General features: G+C 48.0%; 15 protein-coding genes, 2 tRNA genes and 1 pseudogene. 10 read left to right on the plus strand and 8 right to left on the minus strand.

The window, feature by feature from the left end; genetic code table 11:
• Positions 1–174 precede the first annotated feature (174 nt).
• Positions 175–1,425 (plus strand): hypothetical protein, encoded by a 1,251-nt coding sequence (locus tag G1ANC_RS01590; protein WP_129693287.1) that lies wholly within the window; start codon positions 175–177, stop codon positions 1,423–1,425.
• Here G1ANC_RS01590 and G1ANC_RS01595 read toward each other — a convergent pair whose 3' ends face one another.
• Entirely contained in the window at positions 1,426–1,797 is a 372-nt protein-coding gene (locus G1ANC_RS01595) for a hypothetical protein (RefSeq protein ID WP_129693288.1), read from the minus strand.
• Between the two features lie 81 nt (positions 1,798–1,878).
• On the opposite strand from G1ANC_RS01595, the gene G1ANC_RS01600 reads away from it, so the two are divergent.
• Complete coding sequence (locus G1ANC_RS01600) at positions 1,879–2,670, plus strand: hypothetical protein (RefSeq protein WP_129693289.1); 792 nt, start codon at positions 1,879–1,881, stop codon at positions 2,668–2,670.
• A 61-nt stretch (positions 2,671–2,731) separates the two neighbouring features.
• Here the strand turns inward: G1ANC_RS01600 and G1ANC_RS01605 are convergent, their stop codons facing one another.
• Together G1ANC_RS01605 and G1ANC_RS01610 are read right to left on the minus strand one after the other, a co-directional pair.
• Positions 2,732–3,904: an LPXTG cell wall anchor domain-containing protein gene (locus G1ANC_RS01605; RefSeq protein ID WP_164997964.1), complete on the minus strand. Its 1,173-nt coding sequence runs from the start codon at positions 3,902–3,904 to the stop codon at positions 2,732–2,734.
• Between the two features lie 163 nt (positions 3,905–4,067).
• Positions 4,068–4,154, minus strand: a tRNA-Leu gene (locus G1ANC_RS01610).
• Between the two features lie 81 nt (positions 4,155–4,235).
• Between G1ANC_RS01610 and G1ANC_RS01615 the strand changes: the two genes are divergently transcribed.
• Positions 4,236–5,570 carry a sortase gene (locus G1ANC_RS01615; protein ID WP_129693291.1) on the plus strand — a complete coding sequence of 445 codons (1,335 nt, stop codon included), beginning with the start codon at positions 4,236–4,238 and terminating at the stop codon, positions 5,568–5,570.
• A gap of 114 nt (positions 5,571–5,684) precedes the next feature.
• Here the strand turns inward: G1ANC_RS01615 and G1ANC_RS01620 are convergent, their stop codons facing one another.
• Complete coding sequence (locus tag G1ANC_RS01620) at positions 5,685–7,136, minus strand: PEGA domain-containing protein (protein ID WP_129693292.1); 1,452 nt, start codon at positions 7,134–7,136, stop codon at positions 5,685–5,687.
• A 94-nt stretch (positions 7,137–7,230) separates the two neighbouring features.
• Here G1ANC_RS01620 and G1ANC_RS01625 point away from each other — a divergent pair, with 94 nt between their 5' ends.
• The 3 genes from G1ANC_RS01625 (at position 7,231) to gltX (ending at position 10,116) form a co-directional block, all read left to right on the plus strand.
• Entirely contained in the window at positions 7,231–8,286 is a 1,056-nt protein-coding gene (locus tag G1ANC_RS01625; RefSeq protein ID WP_129693293.1) for a hypothetical protein, read from the plus strand.
• A 106-nt stretch (positions 8,287–8,392) separates the two neighbouring features.
• On the plus strand, positions 8,393–8,641 hold the full coding sequence (locus G1ANC_RS01630; protein ID WP_129693294.1) for a hypothetical protein: 249 nt from the start codon (positions 8,393–8,395) through the stop codon (positions 8,639–8,641).
• A complete protein-coding gene (gltX, locus tag G1ANC_RS01635; protein WP_129693295.1) occupies positions 8,638–10,116 on the plus strand; it encodes a glutamate--tRNA ligase in 1,479 nt (492 codons plus the stop codon). Before G1ANC_RS01630 ends, gltX begins: the two co-directional genes overlap by 4 nt.
• Before the next feature lie 19 nt (positions 10,117–10,135).
• Here gltX and G1ANC_RS01640 read toward each other — a convergent pair whose 3' ends face one another.
• Positions 10,136–11,281 carry a hypothetical protein gene (locus G1ANC_RS01640; RefSeq protein ID WP_129693296.1) on the minus strand — a complete coding sequence of 382 codons (1,146 nt, stop codon included), beginning with the start codon at positions 11,279–11,281 and terminating at the stop codon, positions 10,136–10,138.
• A gap of 268 nt (positions 11,282–11,549) precedes the next feature.
• Between G1ANC_RS01640 and G1ANC_RS01645 the strand changes: the two genes are divergently transcribed.
• The 4 genes from G1ANC_RS01645 (at position 11,550) to G1ANC_RS01660 (ending at position 14,731) form a co-directional block, all read left to right on the plus strand.
• Positions 11,550–12,701 carry a DUF3048 domain-containing protein gene (locus G1ANC_RS01645; protein WP_129693297.1) on the plus strand — a complete coding sequence of 384 codons (1,152 nt, stop codon included), beginning with the start codon at positions 11,550–11,552 and terminating at the stop codon, positions 12,699–12,701.
• On the plus strand, positions 12,692–14,227 hold the full coding sequence (locus G1ANC_RS01650) for a sensor histidine kinase KdpD (protein WP_129693298.1): 1,536 nt from the start codon (positions 12,692–12,694) through the stop codon (positions 14,225–14,227). The genes G1ANC_RS01645 and G1ANC_RS01650 overlap by 10 nt, the downstream gene beginning before the upstream one ends.
• 13 nt (positions 14,228–14,240) lie before the next feature.
• Positions 14,241–14,618, plus strand: coding sequence for a response regulator transcription factor (locus tag G1ANC_RS01655; RefSeq protein ID WP_129693299.1), 378 nt, complete (start codon positions 14,241–14,243; stop codon positions 14,616–14,618).
• 38 nt (positions 14,619–14,656) lie between these two features.
• A tRNA-Glu gene (locus G1ANC_RS01660) sits at positions 14,657–14,731 on the plus strand.
• A 1,403-nt stretch (positions 14,732–16,134) separates the two neighbouring features.
• On the opposite strand, the pseudogene G1ANC_RS04235 reads toward G1ANC_RS01660, so the two are convergent.
• The 3 genes and pseudogenes from G1ANC_RS04235 to G1ANC_RS01675 all read right to left on the minus strand — a co-directional run.
• Positions 16,135–16,404 (minus strand): annotated as a pseudogene (locus G1ANC_RS04235) (recombinase family protein); the annotation flags it as partial.
• On the minus strand, positions 16,346–16,573 hold the full coding sequence (locus G1ANC_RS01670) for a hypothetical protein (protein WP_129693300.1): 228 nt from the start codon (positions 16,571–16,573) through the stop codon (positions 16,346–16,348). The pseudogene G1ANC_RS04235 and the gene G1ANC_RS01670, both read right to left, overlap by 59 nt.
• A gap of 34 nt (positions 16,574–16,607) precedes the next feature.
• A complete protein-coding gene (locus G1ANC_RS01675; RefSeq protein ID WP_129693301.1) occupies positions 16,608–16,829 on the minus strand; it encodes a hypothetical protein in 222 nt (73 codons plus the stop codon).
• Positions 16,830–16,921 lie beyond the last annotated feature (92 nt).

The following is a 16,921-nucleotide window of genomic DNA, read 5'->3' on the forward strand; positions in this document are numbered from 1 at the left end:
GGTGGACGCACTGGGCCAACGCCCGGGCGCGTAATGTCGGCTGGCGGATCGACTATTGGCTGGCGTCGCGCGAAATCGCTGAGCGCGTCACCGACCCTGAGATCCACGCCGAACAAATGGGCAGCGACCACTGCCCAGTAAGTATTGAAATAATATAAATAGTAAGGTAGTCTTATGCCTCCAGAAAACAACTCGCAGCAACCACTTCAACAAACGCAATATCCGCAGCAACCGCAATATCAACAATACCCGCAGCAGTATCCACCGCAAAGCCAGCCTCAATACGCTTCACCACAGCCGCAATATCAGCAGTATTCTTCGCAGAAACCAAACAAAATACTCCTGACGATTGCTTTGATCCTTTCGCCACTCGCAATACTATTCGTAATACTAATATCTATTGGCGTCATTTACGGGCTATCCGAAACATTTTCGCAAAATCCAGCAAGCTCTTTCGGACAGCTAAATGATTGCGCTGAACAAATACGCCAAATACCGGGCGTAGAGAAAGTCGACCTCAAATTATCAGACATCGTAGAGGACTTTTTTGGCAACAAAAAAGGTACTTACAAAATAACGCTTCAGCCGGATTACCCTAAAGATCAAACTGTCATCGCAGTAAAGAAAATCGCCGACGTTATCTCGCCGATCCGAGAATGGCCGCAACAAAACTTCATTGCAATAACTCAGAAGCAGGGCGACGGCGCAATCAACACCGACTCGGAAGCTAACGTGTTTTACAAAATTCCCGAAAAACTCCCGGCGCTATTCGATAAGCTTAAAGAGTCTAATTTCAAAGCCAAAATTTCAGCTAGAGTACTAGAGAAATCAGAGAAAAACAAAACAGCGAACGGACAGCGTACTCTATATTATCATTACCTTGACTGCAAAGTTGAGATGAATGCCGCCAATCTTAACGAAATCAAATCATCGTTGCCAAGCAACACGTCTATCGGCTCGTACGACAAACTTGTCTATACTTGGAATATAACCAGAAGCGGCGGAGATACAACTAAAGTCTATGCCGATGGCAGAATACTCAGCAATAACCGCTACTTGATGGAAAACATCGACATATTCAAACCTATCTTATTCGAGATTGGAGAATTAGGGTTCGGCATTGATAAAGAATCAGACGAAATCCTAGGCGAAGTTAAATTCAACAACTTGTTCAGCAGATTCGAGCCGTCGCACATCGATATTTTCGCTCAAGCCGTTAAACTAATAGCCGCAAAGAATAATCAAGGCGCATTTAGAATCGATCAAGATAAAGTCCGCGGCTATCCAGAGGGGCGCGTTACGCTGCCAGATATCGCTATCAAAAACGGCATTGCAACTGTAAAAGAATACGATTTCGAGCCAAGAGATAGGTATATTATCGAAAAAATCGTCCGGCAAGCAAATGCAACTGACTCGCCAGCTTGATTAAGCCCAGTCTTTGGCAAAACGTTTTTCTTCGATCGCTACCGTTAACTCGTACAGCCGCTGCACGCCGTTCTCTAGTTGGTAATAATGTCGAATGTACGCCAATTCTAGCACAAACAAAATCAGTGCCAGCAATCCCAGCAAACAGTTCATCGCCAACCCCATCGCCGCGGTTGCCAAAAATGCCGCCAGAGACGCTAAAAATAGCCCGGCGAAGAAAAATGTCACCAGCAAGTGAATCAGCCGCTCGTGCTGAAATTCTTGCACGCGCGTGCGGTGATAGTGCGCCAATTCCGTCAGATCAGTTTTCGACTTGGCTGCTGCTAGGCGCTGAGATATAGTTTGATAATGCTCGGCGATGTGTTTTTCCATAGCCTAAATTGTACGCTAGCCCGGCGGCTGCGGCAAGCGCTTGAGCTGGCTTGTCCGCACTTTTCGCGCTACAATACATTCATGGAATTAGCATATTGGCAGCGCCAAACACCCGAGCAGCCGCTCTTTCCCGATATCGAATGGAACAAGCCCGAGCAGCGTTCGCGCGCCGGCAAACTCGGTATTATCGGCGGCAACAAACTCGGCTTTGCTGGTGTCGCCGAAGCTTACTCGACAGCGCTCGCTAGCGGAGTAGGGGAAGCCCGCGCCTTGCTGCCGGATGTCCTTAAAAACACCTTGCCGCGCACCATGGCTGGTGTCACTTACGCGCCTAGCAATCCTAGCGGCGGCTTAGCTCAAGAGTCTATCAGTGAACTACGTGCGCTTAGCACGTGGAGCGATGGTTTACTGCTAATAGGCGACGCCGGGCGCAACAGCCAAACAGCGATTGTCTACAGCCAGCTGCTGCGCGACTATCAAGGCCCAGCAGCTATCACCCGAGACGCCGTAGATCTAGTACGCAACGACTCCGCTACACTAGCAGCACGCCCAAACACCGTGTTAATTTTGAGTTTCGCGCAGCTGCAAAAACTTTTTCGCACGCTTTATTATCCCAAAATTTTGACTTTCAGTATGCAGTTGCTGCAGTTAGTCGAAGCTTTGCACAAATTCACCGTGACATATCCAATTACCATTACCACCTTGCACCAAGACACACTCGTTACTGCTAGCAGCGGGAAAGTTGCAACCATGCCATGGAACGACCCGATGCGCATCTGGCGCGGCACGGTAGCAGCGCGTGCTAGCGTCTATTATATTTGGAATCCGTCGCAGCCACTTGAGGCCATCACCGCCAGTCTTCTCTCTAAATAATCCAACAAAACAAATCCGCCCTGATATTTCAGAGCGGATTGTTTCTAGCTGGGAGGATTGGCTAGAGGCGTTTGCGGCTAGCAATGTAAGCGCTGGCTGCTGCGGTTAGACCGCCGAGGCCGACCACCGAGGCGACTACTTCGCCGGTACCAGTCTTTGGCAATTCAACTGGATTTGATGGGGTTGGCGTTTTTGGAGTTTCCGGTGGAGTCGCTGGAGTTTCTTCACATTTGCTCATGTCAGTGGTGTACTGACTGTCGCTTGACTCTTTGCGGGTAACTTCGACGATTTTCTTGTCAGCGATGCGGCAAACTTTCACCTTGTCGCAGTCTGCTTCATTCTTGGAATGCTTCTTGCTGTCAAACTCGGTCTCTTTGATGGTGATGATGTTACCAGTCTCGAGTTCGCAAACCTTTACCTTATTACAGTCAGCGAAATTCTTAGAGTGCTTCTTGCTGTCAAATTCTTTCTCTTTGATAGTAATGATAGTATCGGTTGAAAGGTCGCAGACTTGGATCTCTTTACAGTCGTTAATGTCTTTCGAGTGCTTCTTACTGTTGAACTCTTTTTCCTTGATAGTTACGATTTGCTTGCTAGTCAGGTCACAGACCTTGATTTCTTTACAATCGTTGATATCTTTGGAATGTTTGCTGCTATTGAACTCATTCTCTTTGATGGTGATGATTTTCTTGCTGGTAAGATCACAGACTTGGATATCTTTCGGTTTCCAGGTTGCATCACCCCAGACTGGGTTACCGCAATCCTTGATAATGGCTGCGATAAACTTGCCGTTTTCATCAAACCAGACGAAAGCATCAAACTGATTGTAGACAAAGCTATTCTGAGTCGTAAACTTGTAGAACGAATGTCCGCCAACCGTCTCGCGGCCGTATGACGAGCCTGGGTAGCGCGTATTACGCTGAACGGTCTTGGCGTTAGTTGCTACGACTTGGCCGTCGACAACGATCCGGCCATCCTTATAAACGGTACCGTTCTTCATGCCTTTGCCTTCAATCATGGCATCATTTATGTTGTTCCACTGATACAGCGCTTTGATGTCGTTGCGTCCGTAGTAAACATTTTTGAGATCTTGATGACTTGGCGTACCGCAAGTAATCACGTTAATCCATCCGTCACAGACAGATGCTTCTGATGGCTTGGCCAACCAGATTCCGCCAGCGATAGCAGCTATAACCGCGCCGACAATCGCCAGATTCTTAATTGATAGTTTCATTGATTTCCTCCCTGCGTGCATTATTCCACGCTTATGATGTCATTGTAGCATAAACTTTTAATTATGTCAACACTTTTGCATAATATTGTTACTTATGCTTTACGCCGCTACCATAACAGGGGTAAGCGCATCAAAAAAAAGACGCCCACATACGTCTATCTTATGGTACCGCGGGCCGGACTTGAACCGGCACGAGCTAATGCTCAAGAGATTTTGAGTCTCTCATGTCTACCAATTCCATCACCGCGGCAGAAAAGGTACATTTTCATTGTAACAGACCAGCGCTAACTAGTAAATAACCGCTAATTACGCTATAATTAGCATAGAAAGTATGAAGCCAGACGATCGTTCATCATTAACCGTTCCGCCCAGAGACGGAGCGCCTCATCACAGCGCACTAACCGACCAGCACCGGTCGGCGGCGGCTGATATTGTCCGCCAACAGATCAGTTCGATTATTCAAAACGATCCGCACGCTACTGCTGCAGCTGGCCAGCAGCCAAATTCTAACGCAAAAAAGCCCAAACAGGCCGAGGAGCCCCAAGAGAACTCGCACTCGCCGCAAACAAACGCCTACCCGCAGCCATCTGGCACCATCGCTGATAGTGCGCAGTCTAACAGCGTTACGGCCGGCCCTGGCGCCGTCGACCCAGACAAAAACCCGTATACCCGCACCATGAACCAGAGCTCCACTCCTGCTACACACGATGCTTCTTGGCAAAAATATCACACCGCTTGGCAAACATATTATCAGCAGTATTACGAGCGCTACTACGTTTCGCAGATTGACGCCACTCGCAAGTCGCTCAAAAAGCAAGCTGCTCAGCAGGCGCAAAAAAACCAAAACTCAACGCCAAACAACGGCACCGTATCGCAAGAGGAGGCCGTCAACGATCTGCGTAGTTCCATTCGCCGCAAAATCAACGACAAAGCCAAGAAGGTCCGCGGCAGCCGCCATTTTATGCCAATCATGGCAGCTTGCGCGGTGATGATTATTTTTCTATTTTTGCAGTATAATCGCGTTTTGTTCGCCTACGTCGAAGCGTATGTCTCGCCAGGCGCCACCGACCCCGAATCAATTATCGTCTCGCCAAACACCACCAAAGTCGCTACCAACGAGTCGCGGCTGCTTATCCCGAAGATTGCCGTTGATGTGCCAATCGTTTGGGACGCTAATGCCGCCGACACCAACTCTCTTAATCAAGCTATGGACAAAGGCATCGTCTGGTTCAATATCCAAGGCGCCAATGCCAAGCCCGGCGAAAAGGGTAATTTCGTTGTTTCCGGTCATTCCTCCAACGACTGGACCGACAGCGGCAATTATAAATTTATTTTTGCTCGGCTAGAGAAGATGGCCGCCGGCGATGTAGTTTACGCCAACTACAACGGCACGCGCTATACCTACAAAATTACCGGCACCAAGGTAGTCAAGCCAACCGACGTCGCGTCGCTGCAAATCGGCAACGATAAGCCGTACATTACGCTAATCACTTGTACGCCGCTAGGCACAGCGCAGAACCGCCTACTAGTTTTTGGCGAGCAAATCAGCCCGAATCCGAACGAAGCTAAAACCGCCGAGCAAAACAGCAATACCGCCGCCTCGACCAAGAAAATGCCAGCCAACTCGCCGACATTCTTGCAACGAATATTTGGCATCGGTAATTAGCGATAATAATCAGCACGACCATAAATCGTTAGTAATCAGACTACAGCTATCGCACGGTAACCGAGAAAATAAGCGTCTAACAAAGACAACTTTATTTATACATCGACACTAAACTTAATCGTACATCTTAATATAAGAAGCAGTAATTTTGCCCGAAGCGTGTTTGCGGAAATAATACAGAAAACGGTTATTCGACGACTGCATTGCCGCCGAGCCAACCGCATCGGTCGCCATGGTGTGCATATTAGTACCGTCATAATCGCCGAACTCAAAGGTGCCGCCAGACACCCGCATAATATGCGAATTATCCAGCCAAGCGATTTCACTCGTAGCGGTAGTCTTCATCGAGACGTTAGCAATCGACCGCAGCTCTAAATTATAAGTCACCAAGCTAGCCCCAGCCTGCGCATAAACATACAAATGCTCGTTGGGCGAGAAGCCCGCATACGAAACGTCAGTAGCTAACGGCAGCGTCGCTAGCAACTCTTGCTGCAGTTCGTCTGTTGAATCGCTTGCTGGTAATTTTACTTTCTTGACAGCAACCATTTTGCCGTGAGTAATGAGCGCAAAATTATCATAATAATACTCCTCAATCGCTAGATTAAGACTGCGCCCAGCCATATCCTTGAAAGTTTGCAAGGCCCGCGGTTTTGATGCACCTTTCGACAAATAGCCAATCGTCCGCTCGCCGCTATTATTCGGCTTGGTAGTGTAGCTAATCCAACCGTTTCTAGAAACATAAAAATCACTAGCATCGCTAATTAGCGGACCCGACAACGTTTTATCCGACAGTCTAATCCGGCGAACATCGCTATCGGCCGTCAATACATACACATTCTGCGAGTCGCTTTTATCGAAAGCTAATTTGCTGATTTGCACGCCGATATCGCGGGTGATGTTTTGCGCCTTGCCATCGAGGTCAACGATAAGATATTCTTTTGAATCATCAAAAGAATGGCTGATTAACACTCGTTTGCTATCCTTGCTCCACGATTCAATTGCAAAACTGTGATTAGCGCCGTCGGCCGTGTAGCTATCAGCAGGTATAACACGCTGTTTATGTTCAATATGGTCGTTATCAACTTTGAGAAAATCAACCGCTGGCTGCTGCTTATTTTGGATAACCGCAAAGCGCGATTTATCAGGCGCTGCCGCTGCGCTGTCGAGACTAGCGAGTTCCATCGCATCTTTAGCCTCAATGCTCGTCGGTACTAGCTTGACGTAATTTAACCAAAGGATTGAGCCAGCCTTGACGTTAACTTGTTTTTGCCAGGGCACAAAGCCGTCTTTCGATACCGTCACCGTGTGCTGCCCGGCAGTAGCTACAATACGCGTCGCCGTCCGGTTGGCAAGGGTGGCAGCATCTATCTGAATCGTTGCGCCATCAGGCCGCGAATCAAACTGCATCATGCCGCCTTGTCTAACCGTGCCTCGATCAAAGTCTAAACGATAGCCTTGCACTAGCATCAAACAAACCACTGCCAACGCTAGAACTGCCAGGGTCATCACAGCATAAGTAAAGGTTAATTTAATACGCTGCTTGCGCCGATTTTTTTGCTGATTCATAGTACATATTATACCACTTGCTATTGCGTGTAATAGCAAATTAGGCTATGATAATAGTTAAGCACGAGTAGTATCGCAAACATAGGTAAGGGAAATGACAAACAACAACATAACCATCAAAGGTAATGTCTACGACGCCGAAACTGGCAATATTCTCGATGCCCAGCGATCGGCACGCACGCCAGCAGCCGCGGCTAGCAATTTTCATAGCGGCACCCAAAAATCCCACACCCTGCAGCGCAAATATATCAAGAAACAACCGCGCACCATTGATTCAGTAGCGCCAGTGCGAGCCGCCACTACAGCGGGTATTAAAGAAAATTCTGCCGTTCGCAGTTCGCAACGCTTAGCGGCCGAGCGCAGTACGCCGCCGCAAATCATTCGCCGCAGCAAGAGAACTCGCCGCGTCCAAGATATCCGCCGATCGTCTAATATTGCGCATTTTGCCAAAGCTACAACTACTACCAAACCGCCCGTCAAGCGTCCAGCCACCCCAGAAACACCAGACATAGCGCCTACCACCAATCAGCTTGAACAGACTACTCGCCAGCGGCAAGCAATCATCAAGCAGCAGCAAACGCGCAGCGTCTTGCCATCACAAGTTATCAAGCAGCAAGCCATTCAGGAAGCTACCGACAAGATGTTGACGCGCCAACAGCGCAAAGAAGTCAAGCCAGCAAAAAATACCTCGCTTTGGCGACGCCTGGTTAGCGTTGGCAGCACAGCTATAGCTGTCCTACTGCTAGGCGCCTACTTCACGTATATCAATATGCCCGCTTTGAGCACCCGTATAGCCGCCTCGCAGGCTAGTATTAACGCTTCTTATCCGAATTATCAGCCGTCTGGCTATAGCCTCAACGGTCCAGTTGCTTACCAGCAGGGCAGCGTAATCATGAAGTTTGCCGCTAACGGCAGCAACGAGAACTTCACCTTAGCGCAAACTCGCTCCGAATGGGATTCATCGGCCGTGCTCGAAAATTACATCAAGCCGAAATCCCGCGACAAATACACCACGACCGCTGCCAATGGCCTAACCATCTATTCCTACGGTACTCATGCCGCTTGGGTTAATGCTGGTATTCTTTACACTGTCGATGGCAATGCCGAGCTAGCACCAGAACAAATCCAAAAAATAGCCGCCAGTTTGTAATTTATACATATTTGTGGTATAATATAAAGATAGACCTTATTTTTGTCAATATGGAGATAACTATTGACTTTTGCACCTGCCGGATGCTTTTTGCTATAATTAGGCCATGAGCGACGACAAAAATTACACCAACGTTATTCTTGAAAAAATCCGTTCGCAGATGAGCGCGGTATTAGAGATTGTATCAAACCAACCAACACGCGAGGAATTCAATAATTTACGCGAGGAGTTCGATAGCCTCAAGACCGACGTCAGAACCATCAAACGAGCTGTCGTTGATAACGACAAAACCACTCAGCACGAGCTAGAATTACTTGACCGGCGCGTCGCCAAACTAGAAGAGAGCGCTTCATGACCACGCGTACTCGCTTCGCGCCTAGCCCGACTGGCTATATGCACGTCGGCGGTATGCGTACCGCGCTGTTTGCTTGGCTCATCGCTCGGCAGTCAAATGGAAAATTCATCCTGCGCATAGAAGATACCGACCAAAAAAGGGAAGTATCTGGCAGCGTAGAGCATATTTATAAATGCCTAAGGTGGCTCGACCTTATACCAGACGAAGGTCCAGACGATTTTGGCGGTAAATTTGGGCCGTACAAGCAGTCAGAACGGCTTGACATTTACCAGAAATATGCGCAAAAACTCATTGACGCCGGCCGCGCTTACGCCGATCCGTATACGCCGGAGCAGCTAGATGCTTTTCGCGAAGAAGCCAAAGCCCATAAAAAGCCTTTTTTGTACCGTGATTACCGCCCGGAAAACCCGCCGGCCTGGGATGGCAGCCAGCCGCTGCGCTTTCGTTCAGAACCGAAACCCTACACCTGGCACGACGAAGTCATGGGCGAAATGCACGCCGGCCCAGAGGTAATTGACGATTTTATATTGGTTAAATCCGACGGCTTTCCGACGTACAACTTTGCGCACATCGTCGATGACGCCGAAATGGAAATCACCCACGTTATCCGCGGGCAAGAGTTCCTTGCCAGCACGCCCAAATATCTTAATCTCTACGATGCGCTGGATATAACTTGGCCGATATTCGCCTCGGTGCCGCCAATCATGAACGAGCAGGGCAATAAGAAGTTATCCAAACGCGACGGCGCCAAAGATATCCTAGCCTACAGGGAAGAAGGCTATCTGCCAGACGCCATGCTCAATTTCCTCGCCAGCCTGGGATGGAACGACGGCACCGAACAGGAAGTTTTCACCAGAGACGAATTGATCGAAAAGTTCAGCCTGAAACGCGTCCAAAAATCAGGCGCGCGATTTGACGAAAAACGCTTATTATGGCTTAACGGCGCTCATATACGCAATATTCCTGTCGATAAGCTTTACGAGTACGTGTCGCCACAGGGCGATAACCCGCAAAAAGACAGGGGACAGACTGGTTTCTGGCCGGAATCCGCCTACGCTCCAAACATAACCAAGGAATACCGCATGAAAGTGCTGGCTTTAGCGCAAGACCGCCTGAAGATGTTTGAAGATTTACGTGGATTTGGCTACTTTTTCGCGGAGCCTGAGGTTAACCTGGAACTTATCGATGGCAATAAGCAGTTAAAGAAGTTGTCCGACAGCGAGCGCCGTGAACTTTTGGAAACCGCCCGCGCTGAGCTCGCCAAACTCGCCGGCTGGACGCCAGAATCAATCCAAAACTACCTGAACGAATTGCTGGAGATAACTGGTCAAAAGCCCGGCATCCTCTTCAGCCTGATCCGCATTGCCGTCACCTGGGCGCCATTCAGCCCGCAGCTGAATGATACGCTGGCACTGATTGGACGTGAGCGCACACTGGCGCGGCTTCAGAGTTATCTGGACATGAAATTAGCGTAGCGGTCAGAAAGCAATAATCTTATTTTTCTACCTCTAACACACCTTCTAGCTGATACGTCACTCGCTTTTTTCTCATATTACCATCAACATAAGTTATATCTTCACACAGTTTTTCGGATAAATAATTCTCAGAAAGCCTAGTCTTTAGCACCCTAATAGCCTTATGAACTATCGACCATACAGCTTCTTGTACGAGCTTCGCATCTGCTGTCCTTTCATCGTTTCCAGCGATAAATGAACTGTACTCTAGCCCTTCTTTTTCTGCAAACGCCCGACACATATCTTCGATGGTCATTGGTTTTTTGCTCCGTCCTAAAATACCAATTATTACTGGATACAACGCTTTCTCGCTATATCCTTCAGGATCTGACTCGATTGAAAATGCCGCTCCACCATCTGCATATTCAATAATTTGCAACCCCCAATCAGTCAGCTGCGTCGCTATTGGATCTGCTGATTCTTCAACAGGCGAACGTAAGCTGCTTATCAATTTTTCTTTTTCCGAATAAGAGAGCCGAACCAAATCTGGCGTATCTGTCGCCATAGGGCTACAGTCTGAATCGCCGCTATTCAATTCGTGATTATTAGGCGTCTGTCTGTGTAGCAACGGAGTAATATTTTCCTGCTTTTTCGGTTCACTCGGTGGCTCTGGTTCTGTAGATGGTTCGGTGGATTCTGTTAAATCACCCGAGGATACTTTTGGCAGATCAGACCCCATTATCGCATCGCTAGTTGCACCATTTTCGCTAGCTGGCCGCCACGCCCACGATTCAACTCGCGTGTCAGGATCGTAATGATAGACAACGTTTGGATTATTCTCCGCTTGCTCGGTCCACCGATTAAATCCCGCTCTATAACGCAAACCAAATACTTCTGGGTTGCGTTCCATATAACTATCAATTACCGACCAAATCACAGGATTGCCTTTATATGCTTTCAGAAATACAATAATTGCGTTACCGAATTCATCGTATATTTCTCCAGATTCCTGCCGTTTTAGATCAGCAGCAGCTATTTCTTGATCGTGACACAATCTAGCCGCTCTATGCGCAAGGTCTCCTAGCTTTTCTGCAAGACTAGCGTCATCCAAAACCTCTCGCCCTGTCGCTGCTAGCTCACTGAGCTCTTTTCGTATACGACCAAAGTCATCATCCACTTTTCTCACATAGACTCCATTTCTTATGTTTAAATTACAAAATTACCCAACCTGGAATACAATACTGAATCTTCCGAGTTTAAGCATCTATCTCTAAGTATTTAGTGCTAAAATTTTTTAGCCAAAAGTACTACGGTAGATTATTTGACCTCTTAGTTCCCGACGTTCGCTTGGGGTCATGCCACCTCAGATACCATCGTCTGTTAAATTTTAACATCTGTAGCGAACTGCGCAAACCATAACCAATTCACACCAATTATGCTATAATTTTACCAAGATGCGAAAGCAAAAAATACACATACGAAACAGACAACCAAGCCCGCTCGTAGCACAGCACTACACGGCTAACAAAAAGCAGTCGCGCCTGCAACGACTGCGCGATTTTATTAATCGTCATCGTATTGCAACAATGTGCATTTGCGGCGCAATCCTGATCGCTATCGGCGGGGCGGTGGCCTTCGTATTGACATATCGCGCGCCAGTTGCCGACACTGCGTATCATGCTCCTGCCAAAAAAGCGCCTAAAACTGCCGAAAAATACTATTCCCACCTCAATGGCATTGAAGTTGCCTCTAAGGCCGACCTATCCAAACCAGTCACTGCCATCATGATCGAAAATTCGCCTGATGCCCGGCCGCATTCCGGACTCAAGCAGGCCGAAGTCGTCTACGAAGCCATCGCCGAAGGCGGCATCACGCGCTTTCTGACACTATTTCAACAGCACAAGCCGCAGCTCATCGGCCCAGTCCGCAGCCTGCGTATGTATTACGTTGATTGGCTAGCGCCATATCAGGCTAGCGTCGCTCATGTCGGCGGCAGCCACGCTTCACTGCAAGAGGTTCGCAACGGTAAATATCGCGATATCGATCAGTTCTTCAACGGCGGTTCGTACTGGCGCGCTAATGATCGGCGGCCGCCGCATAATGTCTATACTAGCTTCGAGAAGTTAGACGCACTCAACGCTGGCAAAGGTTATAAATCATCGCAATTCACCAGCTTCGCTCGCGCTGACGGCAAGGCCAGCGACAAACCAAACGCCGTCAGTATCGACATCAATTTCTCTAGCAGTTGGTACAACACCCATTACGACTATGACAAGGCTAGCAACACCTATCTACGCAGTATCGGCGGGCAGGCCAGTAACGACCGTGAAGAGGGTAGGCTAGCGCCGAGCGTTGTCATCGCGCTGCATGTCAACGAGACTACCGTCATGGAAGACGGCTGGCGGCAAAGTATCGTTACTAATGGTACCGGTACTGCAACAGTGTTTCAGAACGGCACGGCCGCTGAATGTACTTGGCGCAAGAATGACCGCTTTAGCCCGCTCGAACTCATCGACGCTGCCGGCAAGCCAGTCGCACTAAATCGCGGACAAACCTGGATCGCTGCCGTACCAAACAGCGGCGGAGGAGGTGTTTCGTGGCAGTAAGCGACGCCAAGCCAGTAGTCAAACGCACGCCAGAAATGCGTGATTTTTGGCGCATTCATCGCAACAAAGTTGCAGCAATATCTATTCTTGTTCAACTACTAATCGCTTTGTCGGTTATTGCAATAATGATCATTTTGCAGGTTCGTTTGGATGTCTTTCTTATTGCAACAATTATCATTTCGCTGTTAATTATTTCTACTGCAACAAATTTCGCAGTGTTGTCTTTTGCGATGATTCCGCTGCGCGACCTCTCGACCGCGCTAGTTAATGCTGCCGGACAAAAAATTGACCAAAAGTTACCAAACCCTAGCAATAAAGAGTACAAGGCTACCGGTTTTAGCGATATGCTGCTGTCTATCTACAAAGAACATACCGAAACCAGTCCAGACAAAACTAGCACAAGCGACGAACTAGCCAGCGCCCTCAATCTGACAAGTACTGGCATAATTATCCTCGACAAGAACAATGGCGTAATTTTCGCTAATCGCGCCGCGCCAATCTCGCTCGACGCCAAAGGCGCTTATCATTTTGACTTGCTATTTGACGACGGCACCGACCTGATTGAATGGATCGATCAACAGCGTACCGACAATGTTCGCGCCCGCAAAATTTGGCTGCGAGTTCCCAACAAGGTCATCGGACAGGAAGACCGCCGTATTTTCAATATCACTGTCGATTTCGAACAAGGCAACGCCGCGGACGCTATCATTACTGCTTACGACGAGACTGAAATCTACCAGCCAGAGGACGACGACCTTGACTTCATCTCGTTCGCAGCTCATGAGTTGCGCGGGCCAATCACTGTTATCCGCGGTTACCTCGACGTGCTAGCGCTCGAACTCGATAGTAAACTCGAGCCCGATCAAAAAGAGCTTTTCCAGAGATTAATCGTTAGCGGCAATCGCTTATCTGGTTACATCAACAATATCCTCAACACTAGCCGCTACGACCGCCGTCACCTCAAACTCCAACTACACGAAGATTCGTTGGCGACAATATACGAGACTATCCGCGACGATATGGAGTTGCGCGCCCGCTCGCAGCATCGTTCACTGTCGGTTGACATTCCGAGCGATTTGCCGACCGTCGCCGCCGACCGCTCTAGCATTTCCGAAGTGCTATCCAACCTTATCGACAATGCTATCAAATACTCCGACGAGGGCGGCGCTGTGCGCGTCACTGCTCGAGCCAAAGGCAAGCACGTTGAAGTTTCGGTCGCCGACAATGGCATCGGCATTCCAGCCAGCGTCATCAACAATCTCTTCCACAAGTTCTACCGCAGCCACCGCAGCCGCGAGACAGTCGCTGGCACTGGCATCGGCTTATATCTCAGCAAAGCTATCATCGAAAGTCACGGCGGCACTATCGGCGTATCAAGCATTGAAGGGCAGGGGGCAACTTTCACCTTCACGCTACCAATCTACGCCGCCGTTTCTGACAAGCTGCATGACGCCGACAATTCCAACACCGAAATCATCTCGGCAGGCAACAGCTGGATTAAAAATCACACTAAATACACGGGGTAAATAGGAGAGTATTATGGCAATTTCCACAATCTTAGTCATCGAAGACGACCGTTTCATCGGAGAGATGTACGTTCGCAGCCTCAAAATGGCTGGCTACAACGTCGAGTGGGCGGTGGACGGTCACGATGGTTTGGTTATGGCCACCAATCAGCATTACGATTTAATTTTGCTCGACATCATGCTACCAGAGATGCGCGGCACCGAAATCATGACCGCCATCCGCAAATTCGAAGAAAACAGCGCCGAGAAGTCGCGTATCGTCGTCATGACAAATTTCGATCAAGACGAGAAAAGCCGCGCCGCTTTAGAAAACGACGCCGACGCCTACCTGATTAAGGCTGAAATCACGCCGCGCCGCCTAATCGAAATCATTCAGCAACTCGGCAGCTAGACAACACCCAGCTCTGCTGCTATAATATCAAGCAGTTTGGCTCTATCGTCTAGCGGTTAGGACACCGGGTTCTCATCCCGGCAACCCGGGTTCGATTCCCGGTAGAGTCACCATAAAGGGATTTATATTCCGTTCGGATTTGAAACAGCTCGTTTACCTCTGGTGGCGGGCTATTTTTGTGGGTTCCAAAGTTTATTTGTTCGTAGGTTGGAAGTTTGTTGAATATAGCACCGAAAAAGGCAGCTTTTCGCAGTGGATTACAGAGGTCAAGCAGTAGTTCTGACAGGTGTTCCAAAATATATTTAGCGTATTGCAAAACTTGGTCAAATTCAGCTTGCAAATTCGGCTGCCTGGCAATTTCTTCATCCAGCTCTGCTAATTCTTTTTCGACGCTAACAATATCCTCTTCAAGGTACTTTAGGGCCGTCTCGCTTGTGACAATACGCATCCGATCAACGGTTGCCTTGATTTGGCTTTGCAGGATATCGCGATGCTCTAGGCGCTGCCTATTAGCATCAATCTGCTTGGTCTGACGTTCGCGCCACAATTCAGCGATAGCGGCGATAACATCGTCAATGTATTCTGGCTTGATAGCGATAGTCCTTACAAAGTCTTCTATTGTCTCATCAAATTCAGGCTTCGGCACGCGGAAGTAATGGCCATCGCGACTGCAGTGATAGGCTGGATAGTGTTTACCTAGTTTGCCACGAGTAGCGCTACCAGATAGTGTCTTACCACATTTAGGACAGGCGACTACCTGTTTGTATGGATAATCTGGATTATAAATTTGTTTATTTTTCAAATGATCCGGAACTGCCTTATGTTTAATAGTGATACTATCATGGCTATCAACCTCCACGAAGACTCGGCCGCGATTAGCTTCATTGAATAAATCCACGCTGACGAGCCCATCAAACTGCGCTTTAACTGGCTTATCATGTGTCCATTTTTCTTTAATAATACCGCAATATACCAATTTACTGGTGTATTGATCAATCATTTTGGCGGTCATTTTTCGGCCGCCAATCTGTCGTTTAATTTTCGTTCGGTCGTATTTGTCACGTACAATCGTCACGCGAGAACGAAAGCCCATAGAATTAAGCTCATCGGCAATTTGCTGGTTTGTATAAACATGCGCAGCGCGCATCTCAAACAGTCTGATAATAAACTTTGCCTCATTCTTATCAGGCTTAAGAATAGTCCTCTTGCCATTTTTAGTATCAATTTTGACACTGCGGAATCCATAGTGCGGGCGTCTCATCCAATAGCCAAGCTGCGTGTAGCGAATCTCCGCACCAATCATACGGCTCATAATATCGCGCATCTCGTCCTTAGCTCGTTCAGCTTCAAGATACTCAGATTTTTGTGTAGGATTAAATTCGCTCCAATAGTATTTAAAACCAGTGTGTTCAAGGGTGTTAATTTGTTGCTTACCAATAACACCATACATATCTTCAAGCGCGATACCAAGCCTAGTCAACTGCCGCTTCAGCGGTGAATAATAATCACCACCGCCTCGTGTAAAGCGATCAATTGACTTAATAAGAACAACCTGAAAGCCTTTGCTCTTATCTTTGCAGACATCAATGACCTTTTGCATTGGTTGTACTTCATGCGAAGCAGACTCAAGCAAAATAATCGTCTCTGTAACGACAATGTTATGCGCCTTGGCATAAGCTTCTCCCTGCTCACGTTGCGCCTCCGGAGAATCACCGTCAAGACCTTGCTTATCCGATGATACGCGTATCGCTAGCAGTCCGATTCGCGGTTGGCTTGTTGGCGACATGTCCCTTATCCTCCAAAATAGTGATTAATTTTTGAGCAAAAGCTCCATCTTCCAAAATCTTCTCAACGACAAGATTAGCAACTAGTTTGATCCGTTGCTCAATCGTAAATGAAAATTGCTCCGCTAGCGGCGCTTTTGATTTATTCTTGCTACCTTTTGGCCGTGCCATACACCCTCCATGTAGTGGCTCATTTTAACAATAATTAGTCAGTTGTTTTAGACTTAGACTGCTGCGGTCGTCCGCGACTAGCACGCTCCTCTAGGTCTTTCTCAATCAACGCCTTCAGCTCTTTATCGCCAACGGTCGTCAATGCTTTGAGCACTAATTCAGTAAGACTTATCCCTTGGCTATATGCAACCGCTTTAGCACGATTTCGCACTTCCTTTGAAGTGTCAATTTGTAGCTGGATTCGTCCTTGATTCATTAAATCCAGTATACAACAGAACTACGACACATAAAAGATGAGTGTTTCTTCTAACTGTCTAATATGTTATTAACGAGCCAGCTTTTATGTGT

It is taken from the genome of Candidatus Nanosynsacchari sp. TM7_ANC_38.39_G1_1, from assembly GCF_004138385.1.

Bases quoted from the DNA above. Each gene is read 5' to 3' on its own strand.
- G1ANC_RS01605 (WP_164997964.1), bottom strand. From the start codon at position 3,904: ATGAAACTATCAATTAAGAATCTGGCGATTGTCGGCGCGGTTATAGCT.
- G1ANC_RS01670 (WP_129693300.1), bottom strand. From the start codon at position 16,573: ATGGCACGGCCAAAAGGTAGCAAGAATAAATCAAAAGCGCCGCTAGCG.
- G1ANC_RS01655 (WP_129693299.1), top strand. From the start codon at position 14,241: ATGGCAATTTCCACAATCTTAGTCATCGAAGACGACCGTTTCATCGGA.
- G1ANC_RS01675 (WP_129693301.1), bottom strand. From the start codon at position 16,829: ATGAATCAAGGACGAATCCAGCTACAAATTGACACTTCAAAGGAAGTG.
- G1ANC_RS01625 (WP_129693293.1), top strand. From the start codon at position 7,231: ATGACAAACAACAACATAACCATCAAAGGTAATGTCTACGACGCCGAA.
- G1ANC_RS01645 (WP_129693297.1), top strand. From the start codon at position 11,550: ATGCGAAAGCAAAAAATACACATACGAAACAGACAACCAAGCCCGCTC.
- G1ANC_RS01595 (WP_129693288.1), bottom strand. From the start codon at position 1,797: ATGGAAAAACACATCGCCGAGCATTATCAAACTATATCTCAGCGCCTA.
- G1ANC_RS01630 (WP_129693294.1), top strand. From the start codon at position 8,393: ATGAGCGACGACAAAAATTACACCAACGTTATTCTTGAAAAAATCCGT.
- G1ANC_RS01600 (WP_129693289.1), top strand. From the start codon at position 1,879: ATGGAATTAGCATATTGGCAGCGCCAAACACCCGAGCAGCCGCTCTTT.
- G1ANC_RS01590 (WP_129693287.1), top strand. From the start codon at position 175: ATGCCTCCAGAAAACAACTCGCAGCAACCACTTCAACAAACGCAATAT.
- G1ANC_RS01615 (WP_129693291.1), top strand. From the start codon at position 4,236: ATGAAGCCAGACGATCGTTCATCATTAACCGTTCCGCCCAGAGACGGA.
- gltX (WP_129693295.1), top strand. From the start codon at position 8,638: ATGACCACGCGTACTCGCTTCGCGCCTAGCCCGACTGGCTATATGCAC.
- G1ANC_RS01620 (WP_129693292.1), bottom strand. From the start codon at position 7,136: ATGAATCAGCAAAAAAATCGGCGCAAGCAGCGTATTAAATTAACCTTT.